At 68.6% G+C, this 18,627-nt stretch carries 15 protein-coding genes; 6 read left to right on the plus strand and 9 right to left on the minus strand.

Going from position 1 to position 18,627, the window contains the following annotated elements:
• Window positions 1-31 precede the first annotated feature (31 nt).
• Both AB4Z48_RS14665 and AB4Z48_RS14670 read left to right on the plus strand, forming a co-directional pair.
• Window positions 32-1,231, plus strand: coding sequence for a CaiB/BaiF CoA transferase family protein (locus AB4Z48_RS14665; RefSeq protein ID WP_441615084.1), 1,200 nt, complete (start codon window positions 32-34; stop codon window positions 1,229-1,231).
• On the plus strand, window positions 1,228-2,106 hold the full coding sequence (locus AB4Z48_RS14670; protein WP_441615086.1) for a citryl-CoA lyase: 879 nt from the start codon (window positions 1,228-1,230) through the stop codon (window positions 2,104-2,106). The genes AB4Z48_RS14665 and AB4Z48_RS14670 overlap by 4 nt, the downstream gene beginning before the upstream one ends.
• Before the next feature lie 21 nt (window positions 2,107-2,127).
• Here the strand turns inward: AB4Z48_RS14670 and AB4Z48_RS14675 are convergent, their stop codons facing one another.
• Together AB4Z48_RS14675 and AB4Z48_RS14680 are read right to left on the minus strand one after the other, a co-directional pair.
• Window positions 2,128-3,357 carry a diguanylate cyclase gene (locus AB4Z48_RS14675; RefSeq protein WP_441615088.1) on the minus strand — a complete coding sequence of 410 codons (1,230 nt, stop codon included), beginning with the start codon at window positions 3,355-3,357 and terminating at the stop codon, window positions 2,128-2,130.
• 295 nt (window positions 3,358-3,652) lie between these two features.
• Entirely contained in the window at window positions 3,653-4,381 is a 729-nt protein-coding gene (locus tag AB4Z48_RS14680; RefSeq protein WP_441615090.1) for an IclR family transcriptional regulator, read from the minus strand.
• Window positions 4,382-5,176: 795 nt separating this feature from the next.
• Between AB4Z48_RS14680 and AB4Z48_RS14685 the strand changes: the two genes are divergently transcribed.
• The 3 genes from AB4Z48_RS14685 to AB4Z48_RS14695 are packed head-to-tail and all read left to right on the plus strand — an operon-like array spanning window position 5,177 to window position 11,180.
• Window positions 5,177-6,448, plus strand: coding sequence for an efflux RND transporter periplasmic adaptor subunit (locus AB4Z48_RS14685; RefSeq protein ID WP_441615091.1), 1,272 nt, complete (start codon window positions 5,177-5,179; stop codon window positions 6,446-6,448).
• 15 nt (window positions 6,449-6,463) lie between these two features.
• Complete coding sequence (locus tag AB4Z48_RS14690) at window positions 6,464-9,658, plus strand: efflux RND transporter permease subunit (RefSeq protein WP_441615093.1); 3,195 nt, start codon at window positions 6,464-6,466, stop codon at window positions 9,656-9,658.
• A gap of 1 nt (window position 9,659) precedes the next feature.
• Window positions 9,660-11,180 carry an efflux transporter outer membrane subunit gene (locus AB4Z48_RS14695; RefSeq protein WP_441615095.1) on the plus strand — a complete coding sequence of 507 codons (1,521 nt, stop codon included), beginning with the start codon at window positions 9,660-9,662 and terminating at the stop codon, window positions 11,178-11,180.
• 72 nt (window positions 11,181-11,252) lie between these two features.
• Here AB4Z48_RS14695 and AB4Z48_RS14700 read toward each other — a convergent pair whose 3' ends face one another.
• Window positions 11,253-12,020, minus strand: a complete 768-nt coding sequence (locus tag AB4Z48_RS14700) for a class I SAM-dependent methyltransferase (protein WP_441615097.1) — start codon at window positions 12,018-12,020, stop codon at window positions 11,253-11,255.
• Between the two features lie 283 nt (window positions 12,021-12,303).
• On the opposite strand from AB4Z48_RS14700, the gene AB4Z48_RS14705 reads away from it, so the two are divergent.
• Entirely contained in the window at window positions 12,304-12,831 is a 528-nt protein-coding gene (locus AB4Z48_RS14705) for a shikimate kinase (protein WP_441615115.1), read from the plus strand.
• Window positions 12,832-12,875: 44 nt separating this feature from the next.
• Here the strand turns inward: AB4Z48_RS14705 and AB4Z48_RS14710 are convergent, their stop codons facing one another.
• The 6 genes from AB4Z48_RS14710 to soxC form a co-directional block, all read right to left on the minus strand.
• Window positions 12,876-13,763 (minus strand): ABC transporter permease, encoded by an 888-nt coding sequence (locus AB4Z48_RS14710; protein ID WP_441615099.1) that lies wholly within the window; start codon window positions 13,761-13,763, stop codon window positions 12,876-12,878.
• Between the two features lie 19 nt (window positions 13,764-13,782).
• Complete coding sequence (locus AB4Z48_RS14715) at window positions 13,783-14,631, minus strand: ABC transporter ATP-binding protein (RefSeq protein ID WP_441615101.1); 849 nt, start codon at window positions 14,629-14,631, stop codon at window positions 13,783-13,785.
• A 1-nt stretch (window position 14,632) separates the two neighbouring features.
• The gene (locus AB4Z48_RS14720) at window positions 14,633-15,667 is read right to left on the minus strand and encodes an ABC transporter substrate-binding protein (protein ID WP_441615103.1); all 1,035 of its coding nucleotides are present in this window, start codon (window positions 15,665-15,667) and stop codon (window positions 14,633-14,635) included.
• Between the two features lie 84 nt (window positions 15,668-15,751).
• Complete coding sequence (locus tag AB4Z48_RS14725) at window positions 15,752-16,666, minus strand: TauD/TfdA dioxygenase family protein (protein ID WP_441615105.1); 915 nt, start codon at window positions 16,664-16,666, stop codon at window positions 15,752-15,754.
• Between the two features lie 211 nt (window positions 16,667-16,877).
• Window positions 16,878-17,432, minus strand: coding sequence for a c-type cytochrome (locus tag AB4Z48_RS14730; protein WP_441615107.1), 555 nt, complete (start codon window positions 17,430-17,432; stop codon window positions 16,878-16,880).
• On the minus strand, window positions 17,419-18,618 hold the full coding sequence (soxC, locus tag AB4Z48_RS14735) for a sulfite dehydrogenase (RefSeq protein WP_441615117.1): 1,200 nt from the start codon (window positions 18,616-18,618) through the stop codon (window positions 17,419-17,421). Before soxC ends, AB4Z48_RS14730 begins: the two co-directional genes overlap by 14 nt.
• Between the last annotated feature and the right edge of the window lie 9 nt (window positions 18,619-18,627).

An 18,627-nucleotide genomic window follows, 5' to 3' on the forward strand; every position in this document is an offset into this window, starting at 1 on the left:
GCTCCCTTTTGCTTCAACGAGATCACGCACCATGCAAAAACCGCTACGCCATATCCGCGTGCTCGACCTCACCAATGTGCTGGCCGGGCCGTTCTGCTGTCACCAACTGGCCCATATGGGCGCCGAGGTCATCAAGGTGGAAACACCGGGCACCGGCGACCTGGCGCGCCAGCTCGGCGCGGATGCCGAACTCAACCGCCGGCTGATGGGCGTGTCCTTCCTGGCGCAGAACCCGGGCAAGCGCTCCATCACCGTCAATCTCAAGCATGCGCGCGGCAAGGAAGTGTTCCGCAAGCTGGTGGCCAGCGCCGACGTGCTGGTGGAGAACTTCCGCCCCGGCGTGATGGAACGCCTGGGCCTGGGCTTCGAGGCGCTCAAGCAGGTCAACCCGAAGCTGATCTACTGCGGCATCTCCGGCTTCGGCCAGGACGGCCCGCTGTCCGACCTGCCGGCCTATGACCAGATCATCCAGGGCATGTCCGGGGTGATGAGCATCACCGGCGATCCGCAGACCGCGCCCTACCGCGTGGGCTACCCGGTCTCCGACACCATCGGCGGCATCACCGCGGCCTTTGCCGTGGCCGCCGCGCTGGCGGACCACCAGCGCACCGAGGGCTATTTCATCGATGTGTCCATGCTGGAGGCCACCCTCGCCACCATGGGCTGGGTGGTGTCCAACTACCTGATCGCCGGCAAGACCCCGTCCCCCATGGGCAACGAGAACATGACGGCGAGCCCGTCCGGCGCCTTCCATACCGGCGCGGGGCTGCTCAATATCGCCGCCAACAAGCAGGAACAGTTCGAGGCGGTGTGCCGCGTAGTGGGCCGCCCCGAGCTCGCCACCGATGCGCGCTTTGCCGAGCGCCAGTCGCGCCTGGCCAACCGCGCGGCGCTGACGCGCGAGCTGGAAGCCGAGCTGGCGAAGAAATCCGCCGACGAATGGTGGGCGCTGCTCAACGAAGCCGGCGTGCCCGCCGGCCCGGTCTACAGCGTGCCGCAGACGCTGGACCACCCGCAGATCAGCGGGCGCGGCATGATCGGCGACTTTGCCGACGTCCCCGGCGTGGGCCGCGACATCCGCCTGGTGCGCACCGGCTTCAAACTMAACGGCGAAGCGCCCTCGGTGGATACGCCGCCGCCGGAGCTCGGCCAGCACACCCGCGAGATCCTCGCCCAGCTGGGCTATGGCGAGGCCGATATCGAAACCCTGCAACAGGAGCGCGCAGTATGAGCGACCCCATCAAGCAAGCTGCCGGCGACACCGGCGATCAGGCCGGCATCAACGAAGGCCAGCGCCTGTCCCAGGACTGGTGGCGCACCGAGATCATCGACATGCAGCCCGGCGAGATCCGCTACCGCGGCTACCCCATCGAGCAGCTGATCGGGCAGGTCTCGTTCGCGCAGATGATCTGGCTGATGCTGCGCGGCGAGCTGCCAAGCCGCAAGCAGGGCGAGCTGCTGGATGCCGCGCTGATGTCCGCGGTGGACCACGGCCCGCAGGCGCCCAGCATCGCCATCGCGCGCATGGCCGCCACCTGCGGCGTGGGCCTGAACAATGCGATGGCCTCGGCCGTCAACGTGCTCGGCGACGTGCACGGCGGCGCCGGCGAGCAGGCGGTGGAGCTGTACCAGGACGTGGCGCGGCGCATCGACGGCGGCCTGCCCCAGGCCGAAGCGGTCAAGGCGGCGCTGGCCGACTACCGCGACGCGCACGGCAAGTTCGTCTCGGGCTTCGGCCACCGCTTCCATCCGCTCGATCCGCGCGCGCCGCGCCTGCTGGCCCTGGTGGACCAGGCCGCGCAAGACGGTGTGGTGCCGGGGCGCTTCGCGACCATCGCGCGCGCGGTGGAGGCCGAGCTCGGCGCGGGCCGCAGCAAGCCCATCCCCATGAACATCGACGGCGCCACCGCGGTCATCTACGCCGAGCTGGGCTTCCCGGCGCCGCTGGCGCGCGGGCTGTTCTGCCTGTCCCGCTCGGTGGGCATCCTGGCGCATGCATGGGAGCAGACCCAGCAAGGCGGGCGCAACAAAGGCCCGATCCCGCGCCAGTACATCTGGACCTATGACGGGCACCCGCAACGGGATGTACCGCCGAGGCAGGACTGACTGCGGGTGAGCGCCTGGCGCCTAGCGGCTCGGCACGGGGGAGGAATCGCCCACGTCGCCGGGCACCGGGCGCGTGACCGGCGCCATCCACGACGCCAGCGCGTAGCGATCGCGGCCGAATTCCTTGGCCGCGTACAGCGCACGGTCGGCCGCCGCGAACAAGGCGCGCCACAGGCCTTCCACGCCCGCCGCCCCGCCGCGCAGTTCGGCCACGCCGATGCTGACGCTGGCGAACGCGGCTGGCGCGCCGGGCAAGGGAATCGTGCGGACTTTCTTCAGGATGCGGTTGGCCAGCGCGGTGGCCTGGCTTTCATCGGTATGCGGGCAGAGGATGCAGAATTCCTCCCCGCCGTAGCGGCCGGCCACATCGGAGGCGCGCCGCGAGTTGTCGATGGCCTCGGCGATCAGCTTTAGCACGGTATCGCCTGCGTGGTGGCCGTTGCGGTCGTTGACCTGCTTGAAGTGGTCCACATCGATCACCAGGCAGGACAAGGGCTGGCCGTGCCGCTCCCATGCCGCCACCAGGCTGGTGGCCGCCTTGTCGAGCGCGCCCCGGTTGAGCAGCCGTGTCAGCGCGTCGAGCCGGGCGCCGTTCTCGTTGACGGCAATGACCTGCTCCATCGCCATCAGCGTGAAGCCGAACAAGCCCAGCAGGGTTGCCACCATGGGCGAGAGCAGCAGCATGGCGCTGGCATTGCTGGCGTAGAACGGACCGGAAAACACCATGCCGCCCAGTCCGGCGGCAAGGCCGGTCAGCTGGGTCACCAGGTGGATCAGGGTGGCCACCAGCACCAGTGGCGTGCCGACACTGCGGCGCCCGCCATGGGAATGCAACAAGGTGATTGCCGTCAGCGTCGCCACCAGGGCCAGGCAGCCATAGCCAATCACATGCAGGCGCGCATAGCTGTTGGCCATGCCGGCGGCACCGAGCAGGGCCAGTCCGGCCAGCGACACGCCCAGCGCCAGCGTGCGGTCCCACGACACCAGCCCGTAGTAGACGCGCACGCCGCGATAGATCAGCAGCCGCCCGGCAATAAAGACGGCCGCGCCGCCGGCGCTCACATAGACTTGCCGGTCCGAGGCATTGAGGGCCAGCACCAGCCCGGCGGCGGACAGCAGCAGGTGCCCTGCCGCCCACAGCCGCCCGGCCTCGCTCGGCCGCAGCGCGACCAGCAGGCCCAGCGATATGGCCAGTGTGCTGGCGTACACCACCACCATGACAACAACTACCGCTTGCTGGTCTAACTGCACGGGAGTCCTTTGAAGATGCCGTGTTGCCGTTGACGTTGACGACGTTGGCAGCGCTCCCGTCACGGCGGGCGCAGTCCCGGCTGCGTGGGCCAACTTCGCAAACGCGCATGATAACGTTACCGGCCCTTAGCTGGCACCCCCGACAAGCCGGGCATGGGATGATTCCGACATCGATATTGACCCGCCGCAAACCGGCGGCTGTCCGCCAGCGTCCTAGGGGTTGACCCGGATGGCCCCCCGCGAGCGGATCCTGCGAAGCCCCGGATTCCGTCAGGCAGCCGGGCGCATGCCGCGCTCAGACGGCATAGGGAAAGGTGCCGCCCAGCGCGAGCGTCAGGTCGCGTGCGGCAAGCAACACATGCGGGCGGAAACCCTCGTCGAAGCGCGGCGTCGGGCAGGTCAGGGTCAGCGCGCCCTTCAGTTCGCCGTCCGGCCCGAACACCGGCGAGGAGACGCCGGCGATATCCGCCACGCGGTCACCGACCATCGCGGCCACGCCTTCGTCGCGGATCTTCTGGTAAAGCTCGCCGCGCGCGCCGCTGAACGCGCGCAGCACACGCCCGCCGGCGCCGCGGTTGCGCGGCAGCAGGTCGCCCGCCTTGGCATGATCGCGCACCGGCTGCGGCGAATCGATACGGTACAGGCAGAGACGATGCTCGCCCTGATCGATATGGAAGGCCGCGCTTTCGCGCGTGGCCTGCACCAGCTGGCGCAGTACGGGCATCACCACCAGCTCCAGCGAAAACGAAGCGGAATAGACCGCGTGCAGGCGCGCGACCTCGGGCCCCAGGCCATAGCGGCCATCGCTCTGGCGCTGCACCAGGCGGGCATGCTCGAGCGAGGCCAGCAGGCGCAGCAGCGTGCTCTTGTACAGGCCCGAGCGCTGCGCCAGCTCGACCAGGCTTAGCGTGGTGTCGCCCAGCCGGAAGGCGGACAACACGAACAAGGCGCGGTCCACGGCGACGGCACCGCCCTCGGCGGCATGCTTGTCGGCTTCGGAGAGTTGGGCGGCTTTACGGGGCATCGGTCGGACAGTGGGCAGGGAGGAAGCAGGGAAGAAGCAGGAAGGAAAGCTGGCGCCAGGGACCGGATGGCACTGGCCCTTTTTGCATTGCGGTTCCACGGTATAGAACGGCATTGCTATTGTCAATGCGGCCATGCCGGCCGTTGCGCGCCGGCGGACCTCTCTTTTGTTGCGGATGCACATGACGGCAAGCCCGCCGCCCCGCCCTTGCATTGTCCCCTGAGTGATCTAGAGTGATGTGATGCATCAATTCGCCCCGGCCGCGGGGGCCAGCCAGGCCACGGTGTGTACGCGATGCACTACGTCTCGACGGAGTGATCCAGCAATGGTTGGATTGAACGCACTGATCCGGGCTCGCCTTCAGCTTGCGCAAATCAAAGTCCTCCACCTCCTCCGCCATGCCAGCCGCGCCTGCCCCGCCAGAGCCAGCGGCAGTATCCGGCAGTACGACATTCCTGGCGCCGCCCGCTCGCCGCGCCTGCCGCGCAGCCATCGGCGGCGCATGGGCCTGGGCCGCGAACCCTAGTCAGAGGCCGCCTTTCCAGGCCCGCTTCCGAACCCGCTTCGGAGCCCGCTTCGGAGCCCGCTCCCGGCGAAGACGACCGACAACACCGGCAACCGCCTGCGAGCGGATGCCCGGCGCCGCCGGTTGCCGCCTGGACGACTGTCGCGCGGCCGATCCGGCCGCCCGGCCACCGCCGTGGCTCTTGCCTGCCGATGCCCGGACGCTGGCGCACGTGGGTCCTCATTCTGCCAGCCGACCCCAGCCAACCCTAACGAACCCGAGGTTTCCTCATGCGCAACGAGCGGATTCCATTTCGTTATCCCGGCGCTGCGGCGATTGCCGCCCTCATTGCGGCATGCGGGCAGAAGCCGGCGGCGCCGCCGCCGCCGCCGCTCGAGGTGGGCGTGGTGACGGTCAGGACCAGCACCGTGCCCGTGACGGTGGAACTGCCCGGGCGCACGAGCGCCTTCCTGGTGGCGCAGGTGCGCGCGCGCGTGGACGGCATCGTGCTGCGGCGCGAGTTCACCGAAGGCGCCGACGTCAAGGCCGGCGAACGCCTCTACAAGATCGATCCGGCCCCCTATATCGCCACACTCAACAATGCCAAGGCCGCGCTCGCCAAGGCCCAGGCCAACGTCGCCACGCAGAACGCGCTGGCCAGCCGCTACAAGGTGCTGGTGGCCGCCAACGCGGTCAGCAGGCAGGACTATGACAACGCCGTGGCCGCGCTGGGCCAGGCCGTGGCCGACGTGGCCGCCGGCAAGGCCAGCGTGGAGACCGCCCAGATCAACCTCGGCTATACCGACGTGATCTCGCCCATCACCGGCCGCAGCGGCCTCTCGCAGGTCACGCCGGGTGCCTACGTGCAGGCCAGCCAGGCAACCCTGCTCACCACCGTGCAGCAGCTCGACCCGGTCTACGTCAACCTGACGCAATCGAGCGTGGAAGGCCTGCGGCTGCGCCGCCAGATCCAGGAAGGCAAGCTGCAGACCAGCGGCATCCACGCCGCCAAGGTCACGCTTCTGCTGGAGGACGGCCGGACCTACTCCGAGCCCGGCCGGCTCCAGTTCTCCGACGTAAGCGTGGACCAGACCACGGGGTCGGTCACGGTGCGCGCGATCTTCCCCAACAAGGACCGGGTGCTGCTGCCGGGCATGTTCGTGCGCGCGCGCATCGACGAAGGCGTCAACGACAGGGCCATGGTGGTGCCGCAGATCGGCATCACCCACGACCAGAAGGGCCAGCCCGTGGCGCTTGTCATCGGCCCCGACAACAAGGTGGCGCTGCGCCAGCTCGTCACCGCCGGCACCTACGGCAATGGCTGGGTGGTGGAAAGCGGCCTGCAGCCGGGCGACCGGGTGATCGTCAACGGCGTGGAGAAAGCCAAGCCGGGCGCGACCGTGAAGCCGGTCGAGACCAAGGTGCCCGCGCCAGCGGCCTCGGACGCACAGGCGCAGCCACCGCAGGCACCGCAGCCAACTCAGGCACCGGCCTCCGCGCCGCCGGCCCCGCCCGCCTCCGCGCCGGCACCTGCCGCGGCATCCGCGCCCGCCGCGCAATAAAAGGGAGCCGGCGCCATGGCAAAGTTCTTCATCGACCGGCCGATCTTCGCCTGGGTGATCGCCATCATCCTGATGCTGTCGGGCCTGGCGGCGACGGTGACGCTGCCGATCGCCCAGTACCCGACCATCGCGCCGCCGGCCATCCAGATCAGCGCGACCTACCCCGGCGCATCGGCCAAGACGGTGGAGGACACCGTCACGCAGGTGATCGAGCAACAGATGAGCGGCCTGGACCACCTGCTCTACCTGGCCTCCACCAGCGACGATTCGGGCACCGCCACCATCACCCTGACCTTCGCCGCCGGCACCAACCCCGACATCGCGCAGGTGCAGGTCCAGAACAAGCTGCAGCTCGCCACGCCGTTGCTGCCGCAGGTGGTGCAGCAGCTCGGCACCAAGGTGACGAAATCGAGCAGCAGCTTCCTGCTGATCCTGGCCTTCGTGTCGCAGGACGGCAGCATGAACCGCTACGACCTGACCAACTACGTGGCCTCGAAGATACTGGACCCGATCAGCCGCATCGACGGCGTGGGCACGGTAACGCTGTTCGGCTCGCAGTTCGCCATGCGGGTCTGGCTCGATGCCACCAAGCTCAACAACTACAGCCTGACCCCGCTCGACGTGAAGGCCGCCGTGCTTGCGCAGAACGTGCAGGTGGCCGGCGGCAGCCTGGGCGGCACGCCTTCCGTGCCCGGGCAGATGCTGCAGGCCACCATCACCGAAGCCACGCTGCTGCAGACGCCGGACCAGTTCGGCAACATCCTGCTCAAGGTCAACACCGACGGCTCCCAGGTGCGCCTCAAGGATGTGGCCCGCATCGAGCTGGGCGGCGAGACCTATAACTTCGACACCAAGTACAACGGGCAACCGACCGCGGCCTTCGGCATCCAGCTGGCCACCGGCGCCAACGCGCTGAATACCGCCAAGTCCATACGCGCCAAGATTGCCGAGCTGCAGCGCTACGCCCCGAACGGGCTGGCGGTGGAATACCCGTACGACATCACGCCGTTCGTCACGCTGTCCATCGAGGAAGTGATCAAGACGCTGATCGAGGGCATCGTGCTGGTGTTCCTGGTCATGTACCTGTTCCTGCAGAACCTGCGCGCCACGCTGATCCCCACCATTGCCGTGCCGGTGGTGCTGCTGGGCACGTTCGCGGTGATGTCGGTGGTGGGCTTCTCGATCAACACGCTGTCCATGTTCGGCCTGGTGCTGGCCATCGGCCTGCTGGTCGACGATGCCATCGTGGTGGTGGAAAACGTCGAGCGGGTGATGGCCGAAGAAGGACTGTCCCCGCGCGACGCCACGCGCAAGGCCATGGACCAGATCACCGGCGCGCTGGTGGGCGTGGCCCTGGTGCTGTCCGCGGTGTTCGTGCCGGTGGCGTTCTCGGGCGGTTCGGTGGGCGCCATCTACCGGCAGTTCTCGCTGACCATCGTGGCCGCCATGATCCTGTCCGTGCTGGTCGCCCTGATCCTCACACCGGCGCTGTGCGCCACCATGCTCGAACCGATTCCCAAGGGCCATCATGACGAGAAGACCGGCTTCTTCGGCTGGTTCAACCGTAATTTCGCCAGGGGCCAGCAGAAGTACCACGGCGGCGTGATCCATGTGATCCGGCGCTCCGGGCGCTGGCTGGTCATCTACGTGCTGGTGATCGTGGCGGTGGGCTACCTGTTCCTGCGCCTGCCCAAGGCCTTCCTGCCCGAGGAAGACCAGGGCACGATGTTCGTGCTGGTGCAGGCACCGGTGGGCTCCACGCAGGAACGGACCGCCAAGGTACTGGCGGACGTGCAGGACTACCTGCTGACGCAGGAGAAGGACGTGGTGGAGGCGGTGCTGACCGTCAACGGCTTCAGCTTCGCGGGCCGCGGCCAGAACTCCGGCCTGGTGTTCGTGCGCATGAGAGACTTCAAGGAACGCGAATCCGCCAACCTGAAGGCGCCGGCGCTGGTGGGCCGCATCTTCGGGCACTTCGCGTCCTACAAGGACGCCAATATCTTCCCGCTGAATCCGCCCTCGATCCCGGAGCTCGGCACCGCAGCCGGCTTCGACTTCGAGTTGCAGGACCGCGCCGGCGTCGGCCACGAGAAGCTGATGGAAGCGCGCAACATGCTGCTCGGGATGGCGGCCAAGGATCCGTTGCTGGCGCAGGTACGCCCCAACGGCCTGAACGACACGCCGCAGTTCAAGGTCAGTATCGACCGCGAGAAGGCCAATGCGCTGGGCATCGACGCCATCAACATCGACCAGACCTTTTCCACGGCCTGGGCCTCGCAGTACATCAACAACTTCCTCGATGTCGACAACCGCATCAAGAAGGTCTACATCCAGGGCGAAGCACGCTTTCGCATGAATCCCGAGGACCTCGGCGCCTGGTATATCCGCAACCAGTCCGGCGGCATGGTGCCGTTTGGCGCGTTCGCCACCGGCAAGTGGATCTACGGCTCGCCCAAGCTGGAACGCTACAACGGCATTCCGGCCGTCGAGATCCAGGGCGCCGCCGCGCACGGCAAGTCGACCGGCCAGGCCATGCAGGCCATCGAAGCCATCGCCGCCAAGCTGCCGGCCGGCATCGGCTACGAATGGACCGGCCTGTCCTACCAGGAAATCCAGTCCGGCTCGCAGGCGCCGATCCTGTACGGCATTTCCATCCTCTTTGTGTTCCTGTGCCTGGCGGCGCTGTATGAAAGCTGGTCGATCCCGTTCTCCGTGATCATGGTGGTGCCGCTCGGCGTGCTTGGCGCATTGCTGGCGGCCACCCTGCGCGGGCTGGAAAACGACGTGTTCTTCCAGGTCGGCCTGCTGACCACCGTAGGCTTGTCGGCCAAGAACGCCATCCTGATCGTGGAGTTCGCGCGCGACCTGCGCGACCAGGGCATGAGCACGCTGGATGCCGCGGTGGAAGCCGCGCGCCAGCGGCTGCGCCCGATCCTGATGACCTCGCTGGCGTTCATCCTCGGCGTGATGCCGCTGGCCGTGAGCAACGGCGCCGGCTCGGGCAGCCAGCACGCCATCGGCACCGGCGTGATCGGCGGCATGGTGACCGCCACCTTCCTGGCCATCTTCATGATCCCGATGTTCTTCGTGGTGATCGGCAAGTTCAGCAAGGTGAAGGCGAAGCCCGGTTCGCACCCCGCGGCCCCGGCGGCGCCGGACGACCCGGGCGGCGGCAGCGACGGCGGCGGCGCGCCGCGGGAGGGCCACTGACATGCGCAGGCACGCACTGATGACGGCCGCCGCGGCCATCCTGGCCGCCGGCTGCACGCTCGCGCCGAAGTACGAGCGCCCCGCGGCGCCGGTGGCGCCCGCCTTCCCCAGCGGGGGCGTCTACGACCAGCAGCCAGGCCCGGCGCAGGACAGCACCGGCGGCACCGTGAGCGCGGGCGCCACGCCGGCGCCGGAGATCGGCTGGCGCGACTTCTTCGCCGATACGCGCCTGCAGCGCATCCTCGAACTGGCGCTGAAGAACAACCGCGACCTGCGCGTCTCGGTGCTCAATATGGAAGCCGCGCGCGCCCAGTACCAGATCACGCGCGCCGCCCTGTTCCCCGCGCTGGACGCGGTGGCCTCGGGCAGCCGTGCGCGCACGCCCGAGAATCTTTCCATCGCCGGCAGGACCATCAGCAGCGAATATTCGGTCGGGCTGAGCGCGTCGTGGGAGATCGATTTCTTCGGCCGCATCCGCAGCCTCAAGGACCAGGCGCTGGCGCAATACCTGGCGCTGGCGCAAACCCGCAAGGCGGCGGAGATCGCGCTGCTGTCGTCGGTCGCGGACCAGTACCTCGCCATGCTTGCCTTCGACGACGCGCTCACCGTCACGCGCAATACGCTGGTGAGCGCGCAGGAGTCGTTCCGCATCACCAAGCTACAGTTCGAGGTCGGTACCGGCTCGGAGCTGGACCTGCGCCAGGCCGAAGGCGTGGTCGAACAGGCCAGCGCCAACCTGGAGTCGCAAAGCCGCCTGCGCGCGCAGGCGGAAAATGCCCTGGTGCTGCTGGTGGGCGAACCGCTGCCGGGCGACCTTCCTCCCGGCCTGCCGCTCAACAGTCAGGCCTTGCTGACGGATATCCCCGCGGGGCTGCCGTCGGACCTGCTGACACGGCGCCCCGACATCGCCGCCGCCGAACAATCGCTGCTGGCCGCCAACGCCAATATCGGCGCGGCGCGCGCGGCCTTCTTTCCGCGGGTCGTGCTCACCGGCAGCGCCGGCACGCTCTCGCCCACGCTGGGCGGCCTGTTCAAGCCCGGCTCCGGCGCCTGGTCGTTCGCCCCGCAGATCACCCTGCCGATCTTCGAAGGCGGCCGCAACATCGCCAACCTCGACCTGGCCCAGGTGCAGAAGCGCATCGAGATCGCCAACTACGAGAAGGCCATCCAGAGCGCCTTCCGCGAAGTCTCCGACGGCCTGGCGGCGCGCGGCACCTTCGACAGGCAGATCCGCTCGCTGGAGCGCTTCACCGGCTCGCAGGAACGCCGGCTGGCATTGTCCGACCTGCGCTACCGCAACGGCGTCGACAGCTACCTGGCCGTGCTGACCGCGCAGACCGACCTCTACAACGCGCAGCAGTTGCTGATTACCGCGCGCCTGCAGCGGCTGACCAACCTGGTGGACCTGTACCAGTTTCTCGGCGGCGGGTGGATCGAACGGGCCGGCGACGCGCCACGGCCAGCGGATGCGCCGGCGGACTACAGCAGCGCGCAGGCGCAGGGGACGTCCACAGCGCCTTAGAAGCGGGGAAGATGTCCGTGCCGGTCCGCGCGCCGCGGGCTTTGAGGCTCCGGGGCCGCGCCTGCCGCAGACCTAGAGGCGCTGGCAGCTATAGGCCTCGGTCCGGTACGGAAAGGCCACGCTGGCCTTGCCGGCCAGTGCCGGGCTGCCGTCGATCACGGCCTGCAGCCGCGCCCGCACCGCGTCCTGTCCGGCGGCGGGCAGCGAGGCGATGAAACTGACCGACATCACCCGGTCGATGATCACTTGCTGCGCCGGCCCGACATGCTCGTAAGGCAGGCTGGCCAGGCCCAGTTCGCCAAACCCTGGGGCGGGAAACACCGCCTTCCAGTCGCCTTTGTAGAAGCGCGGGGCGTCGCCCTCGTAAGGCGTCATGATGGCGGTCAGCTGCGCCACCCAGTCGACCGACTCATCGCGCACGTTCCACACCAGGCCAAGCTTGCCGCCCGGCCGCAGGACGCGTGCGATCTCGGCCATGGCGGCGTGGTTGGCGAACCAGTGGAAGGCCTGCGCGCAGACCACGGCGTCGACGCTGGAATCCGGCAGCGGGATGGCCTCGGCGGTGCCCTCGAGCGCCTGCACGGCCGGCAGCGCGGCGCTGAGCTGGGCGCGCATGGCGGCAACCGGCTCGACGGCGACGACCGTGGCCCCGGTGGCCTGCAGCAGACGGCTGAACTTGCCGGTGCCGGCGCCCAGGTCCAGCACGGTCCTGCCTGCGCGCAAGCCGAGTTCCTGGTCCAGCCAGCCCGCCAGCGCGGGCGGATAGTCCGGGCGTCCGCGGGCGTAGGTATCGGCCTGGCTGGAAAAGCCCTGGGCGGCGGCGTGGTGGATGTCGGTCATGGGTGCGCGGTCTCCGGATGCGGGGAAATGGGCGCTCCGGGCCGAATGCGCTGCGAGGACGGCCCGGGAAGCGGCGGCGCCGGGCGGCGCGCGGTCAAAACCCGGGGAGTCTTGCCGTCGCGGCGGCGGCAAGCCGAGAAATTACGCCGTTCAGGCCGCAATCGCAAGGGCCGGCCGGGTTTTGCGGCGCGCGCATCTCGTGCTACCGTAGCGCAGACTGCATCGGAAGCCCGTGGCTGACCGCCCCCAATTGGACCTCGACAACCTGTTCTTCATTGGTTTCATGGCAGCCGGCAAGTCCACCATCGGCAGGAAGGTGGCGCGCCGGCTCGGACGGCCTTTTTTCGATTGCGACCACGAAATCGAAGCACGCTGCGGCGTGCGCATCGCGACGATCTTCGAGCTGGAGGGCGAGGAAGGCTTCCGCGAGCGCGAAACCCGCATGCTCGACGAGCTGACCCGGCACCGGGGCATCGTGCTGGCCACCGGCGGCGGCGCGGTGCTGCGCGCGGAAAACCGCGCGATGCTGCGCTCGCGCGGCTGCGTGGTCTACCTCAGCGCCTCGTCCGCCGAACTATGGCATCGCGCGCGCCGCAACCAGAACCGGCCGCTGTTGCGAGGCGCCAATCCGCGCGCCACGCTCGAAGCCCTTTACCTGCTGCGCGACCCGCTCTATCGCGAGACGGCGCACCTGGTCATGCCTTCTCACGGCGATAGCGTGGCGAATGCAGCCACCAGGGTGATCGAGCGGCTCGGGCTCGGGCTCGACGGCCAGGCCGGATTGCCGCACACGGATCCGGAGCCAGGCTGACCCGCCGGCGCCGGCGCCGGGAGAGGCCGCCCCGGGGGCATCCATCAATGCTGCATGCCCCAGCGCCGCACCGTCACGCGCTCGAGCGTGCGGAACACCAGGTTCTCCACCAGCAGGCCGATCAGGATCACCATGGCCAGGCCGGCGAAGACGCGGTCGGTGTACAGCTCGTTGCGGTTCTGGAAGATGTACCAGCCCAGCCCGCCCTTGCCCGACGACGCGCCGAACACCAGTTCCGCCGCGATCAGCGTGCGCCAGGCGAAGGCCCAGCCGATCTTCAGGCCCGACAGGATGGCCGGCAGCGCCGCCGGCACCAGGATCAGCAGCACGTAGCGCAACCCGCGCAGGCCGTAGTTGCGCCCGGCCATGCGCAGCGTGGCCGGCACGCCGCGAAAGCCCGCATAGGTATTGAGAGCGAGCGGCCACAGCACCGAGTGGATCAGCACGAACACCAGGCTCTTGCTGCCGAGCCCGAACCACAGCAGCGCCAGCGGCAGCAGCGCGATGGCCGGCAACGGATTGAACATGGACGTGAGGGTATCCAGTACATCGCGGCCAAGCTCGGTGGAAACGGCCGCCGTGGTCAGCACGAAGGCCAGCACGATGCCGCCGGCATAGCCCTGCAGCAACACGGAGAGCGACACGCCCGCCTTGGACAGCAGCTCCCCGTTGCCGATGCCTTCGGCAAACGCGCGCGCGGTGGCAAGGAAGGTGGGCAGCAGCAGGTCGTTGTCCTGCACGCGGGCGATGGCCTCCCACAGGCAGGCCAGCACCACCAGGATCAGGGTCTTGCGCAGCCAGCCCTGCTGCCACAGGCGCTGCGGCCAGGGCAAGGCGCGCGCCACCGGCAAGGCGGTGAAGGGTTCGAGCTTGCGCTCGTATTCGGGGCGCACCACGGTGGTGGCGGCGAGGCTTGGGGTCGCTTGGCTCATGATCGGTCCTGGCGGGCGCTCAGCGCGCCTGCGCGGTGCGTGCCGGCGCGCTCGCCGCATGCGGCGCTTCGTCGAACAGCAGGTGGTGGATGCGCTGGGCGGTGGCCTGGAATTCCGCGCCGCCCTGGCTGGCGAGGTCGTACTGGTGGCTGTTCAGCTCGGCCCGCACGCGGCCCGGATGCGGCGACAGCAGCAGGATGCGGCTGCCCACCACCAGCGCTTCCTCGATGGAGTGGGTGACGAACAGCAGCGTGAAGGCCGCGTCCTGCCACAGCGCCAGCAACTCTTCCTGCATGCGCCGGCGCGTGAGCGCGTCGAGCGCGGCGAAGGGCTCGTCCATCAGCAGTACCTTGGGCCGCATTGCCAGCGCGCGCGCGATGGCCACGCGCTGCTTCATGCCGCCCGACAAGGTATGCGGGTAGGCATCGGCAAACTGCGCCAGCCCTACCTTCTCGAGAAAATGCAGCGCGCATTCCGAGGCCTCGCGGCGCGACATGCCGCGCGAACGCACCAGCGGGAACATTACGTTCTGCCGCACGGTCTTCCACGGCGGCAACTGGTCGAACTCCTGGAACACCACGATGCGGTCCGGGCCCGGCGCGCGCACCGGCACGCCGTCGAGCCGGATCTCGCCCTCGCACGGCGGCACGAAGCCGGCCACCGCCTTGAGCAGCGTCGACTTGCCGCAGCCCGACGGGCCCAGCAGCACGAAGCGGTCCGCCGCGTGCACGTCGAAGCTGACCTGGTGGGTGGCGCGCACCACGCGCTCGGGGGTGCGGTACTCGAGCGAGACACCGTCGACCTGCAACAGCGGCGCGGCGCCCGTGGTCGCGCGGGTGGAAACCACGCGCAGAGGCTGCACGGACATATCAGCTACCTTGTGCGGTGACCGGATCCTGGAAGAAATAGTCCTGCCAGGATTTCGGCTGATTGCGGATGGCGCCTACGCGGTGCATGAACTCGGCCAGCGCGAAGGTGTTCTGCGGCGCCACCTTGAACTGCACCTGCGGGTTCTTCAGGATCCTGACCAGCAGCGCGCGGTCGATCTTGGCCTTGTTGACGCGGATATACAGGTCGGCCGCCGCTTCCGGATTGGCGGTGGCGAACTTCGCGGCTTCGGCCAGCGCGTCGACGAAGGCGCGGTAGGTCTTGGGGTTGTCGTTACGGAATTTCTCGGTGGCGTACAGCACCGTGGCCGAGCTCGGGCCGCCCAGCACGTCGTACGAATTCAGCACGATGCGCGCGTTGGGATTGCCGGCCAGTTCCTGTTCCTGGAACGGCGGGTTGCCGAAGTGGCCGCTGATCTCGGTACCGCCGGCGATGATGGCGGCAGCCGCGTCCGGGTGCGGCACGGCCACCGTCCATTTGTCCAGGCGATTGAATTCCTTGTCGCCCCACTGCTTGGCCGCGGCCAGTTGCAGTACGCGCGACTGCACCGAGACCGACACCGCCGGCAGCGCGATGCGGTCCTTGTCGGTAAAGTCCGCGATGGTCTTCACCTTGGGATTGTTGCTGACCAGGTAGTAGGGAAAGTTGCCCAGCGACGCCACGCCCTTCACGTTCTGCTTGCCGTGCGTGCGGTCCCACACCGTCAGCAGGGGCCCCACGCCGGCGCCGGCGATGTCGATGGCGCCCGACAGCAGCGCATCGTTGATGGCCGCGCCGCCCGAGAGCTGGGTCCACTCCACCTTGATGTCCACGCCCTGCTGCTTGCCGTGCTTCTCGATCAGTTGCTGGTCGCGCGCCACGTTGAGCAGCAGGTAGACCACGCCGAACTGCTCGGCGACGCGGATCTTGCCTTCGGCATGGGCCGCGCCCGTGACCGCCATGCCGGTGGCCAGCGCCAGCGCGACGGCGCCGCGCTGCCAGCGGGCGGGAAAGAAGCGGGAACGAAACAGGGACATGCGGGACACTCCGTTGGATTCTGGACAGGAAGACCGGGTAAGGAAGACGACGGCGCCGCCTGGGCGCCGGCATCGGGGAAAGGCTCAGACCGGCAGGTCGCCCTCGATGGTGGTGCGGTACATCACGCGGCGCATCTCCGGCGGGCAGCCGGCGGCCAGGTGCAGCAGCGAGCGGTTGTCCCAGAACACCAGGTCGTGCGCCTGCCATTGATGGCGGTAGATATGCTCGGGCTTCACGCTGTGCGCGAACAGTTGCGCCAGCAGGTCGCGGCTTTCATCTTCCGGCAAACCTGCGATGCGCGTGGTGAAGTGCTCGCTGACAAAGAGCGCGCGGCGGCCGGTTTCCGGATGCGTGCGCACCACCGGCTGCAGCACCGGCGCCACCTGCGCGATCTGCTCCGGCGTCAGGTTGGGCCGCCACGGGCTGCGCTGCTGCAGCTCGGCGTACTTGGCCAGGTAAGTGTGCTCGGCCTTGCGCCCTTCCACCGCCGTCTTCAGGTGCGCGGGCAGGGTGTCCCACGCCACATGCATATTGGCAAACAAGGTATCGCCGCCTTCGGCGGGCAGTTCCTGCGCATGCAGCAGCGAGCCGAGGCTCGGCTTCTCCTTGTACGAGAGATCGGAATGCCAGAAATGCCCCGCATCACCCAGGCCGATCGGCTTGCCGTCCTTGAGCACGTTGGAGACGATCAGGATTTCCGGATGTCCGGCCAGCTGGAACTGATGCAGCACATGGATCTGCAGCGGGCCGAAGCGGCGGCTGAAGGCGATCTGCTGGTCGGGCGTGATGCGCTGGTCGCGAAACACCACCACGTGGTAGTCGAGATGCGCGCGATGGATGCGTGCGAAGTCCTCGGCCGAGAGCGGCGCGGACAGGTCCAGGCCGACGATCTCGGCGCCCAGCGGGGCATCGAAGGGACGGATCTCGAAAGTGCCGGGGCGGGCTGAAAGCGCTGCGCTGGCTGGCGTGCTCGGCGCGGTGTGGGTTCCAATCGTCATGACGGGCTCGGGGGTACGAAAGTGCGGTCTGATCTATGCGGATCTATGCGGATCTATGCGGACCGGTAGGTGCGGTGCCATGCTCCGGCAAAAGGAGTGCCCCGCACTGCTTGGTTTCAAGCCTTGCACTTTAGTGACCACCGGGTAGTGCGGTCAACGAAGGATAGTGGCGGGTCTTATCTGTTTATCGCATATCGCCTGGCCGATACGCTCAGGATCCCCCGACCTTGCCGTCCACCACGAAGCCATCGCGATTGGGCATGCGCACGCGCGGCAACGAGCGCGCGTCCAGCACGGCGTCGTCCCGCACGATCCCGTTCAGGTAGAGCAGGTAGGCCGTCACCGAATAGACTTCCTCCGGCTTCAGGCTCTGCGGCGCGTTGTAGGGCATGGCCCGGTTGATGAAATCGAACACCGTGGTCGCATACGGCCAGAAGCTGCCGATGGTCTTCAGTGGCGGCTTGCCTCCCTCCTGCGCGTTGTTCAGCGTCCCCTGCCCGCCGACCAGCGCGTCTGCCGGCTTGCCTTCTCCCTTGAGGCCGTGGCACGCGGCGCACTGGCTCTCGTACACCTGCTTGCCGCGCAGGACCGTGCCGCTGCCGGGCGGCAGTCCGGCGCCGTCCGGGGTGACATCGATATTCCAGGCCGCCAGGTCATGCGCGCTGGCGGGCTTGCCGAGATTGTAGGTTTGCGCGTGCGCGCCGCAAGCGGCGAGCGCGAGCAGCCACGCGGCGAGCCGCGGGTGCGATGACTCAGGCGCGTGCATTGGCGACCCTCCCGTCGGCGGACACGCGCCAGGCCTGGATCGCGTTGTAGTGATAGGTGGACTCGTAGCCGCGCTGCGCGACCAGTTGATCGGGCAAGGGCTGCACGTTGCCGGCCTCGTCGACGGCGCGGCTCTGCAGCACCGCGGGGCCGCCATCCCAATGCCACGGCAGGCGAAAGCGCGTGAGCGCGCGGTCCAGCACGGGATCCTGCAATTGCGCCTGGCTCCAGCTGCGCCCGCCGTCGACGCTGACATCGACGCGCTTCACGCGGCCGTGGCCGCTCCACGCCAGGCCGGAGATCTCGTAGAAGCCCTTGTCGCGCAATTGATGGTCGGGTGCGGGAAAGGTGATGACGGACTTGACGTCCATCAGGAAGGTGAACTGGCGCGCGCTGCCGTCGGGCAGCGAATCGGTGTACTTGGAGGTCTCCTCGCGCGTCATGAACGGCGCGCGGCCCAGCTTCAGGCGGCGCAGCCACTTGATGCTCATATTGCCTTCGAAGCCGGGCAGGAACAGCCGCAGCGGATAGCCATGCTCGGGCCGCAGCATCTCGCCGTTCTGCGCGTAGACCAGCAGCGCATCCTGCTGCAGCTTGGCCAGCGGCACGCTGCGTGTCATGGACGCGGCATCCGCGCCTTCAGCCAGGACCCAGGCGGCCTCCGGCCGCACGCCCACTTCTTCCAGCACCACCGAGAGTGGCACGCCGGTCCATTCGCAGCATGACAACAGGCCATGGCTGAGCTGCACCGAGGAGGCGCTGGGCGCGCGCCACTCGCGGCCGGTATTACCCGAGCACTCCAGGAAATGGATGCGCGACACCGAAGGCAGGCGCACCAGGTCCTCCATGGTGAAGATGCGCGGCCGGTCGACCAGGCCATGCACGGCAAGCCGGTGCTGCGCCGGATCGATCAGCGGGATGCCGGCGTGGTGGCGCTCGAACACCAGCCCGGTCGGCGTGATGATGCCGCGCAGGTCCTGCAGCGGCGTCATCGACGAGTTGGCGCCGGGCATCGGTGCCGCGCCGCGGTTGCGGCGGATCACGTTTTTCTCGAAGTCCGAGGGCTGGCCGTAGGCGCGCCACAACACCGGCTCGCCGGGCGTGCGCGACCATGGCGGCACGCTCAACGCCTGCGCCTGCGCCTGCGCCGCCGCGGGCGCGCCGGCGGCAAGCGCGCCGGCGCCCAGGGCACCGGC

The organism is Cupriavidus sp. 2TAF22 (assembly GCF_052115045.1).
In the GTDB taxonomy this organism is placed as follows: Bacteria; Pseudomonadota; Gammaproteobacteria; order Burkholderiales; family Burkholderiaceae; genus Cupriavidus.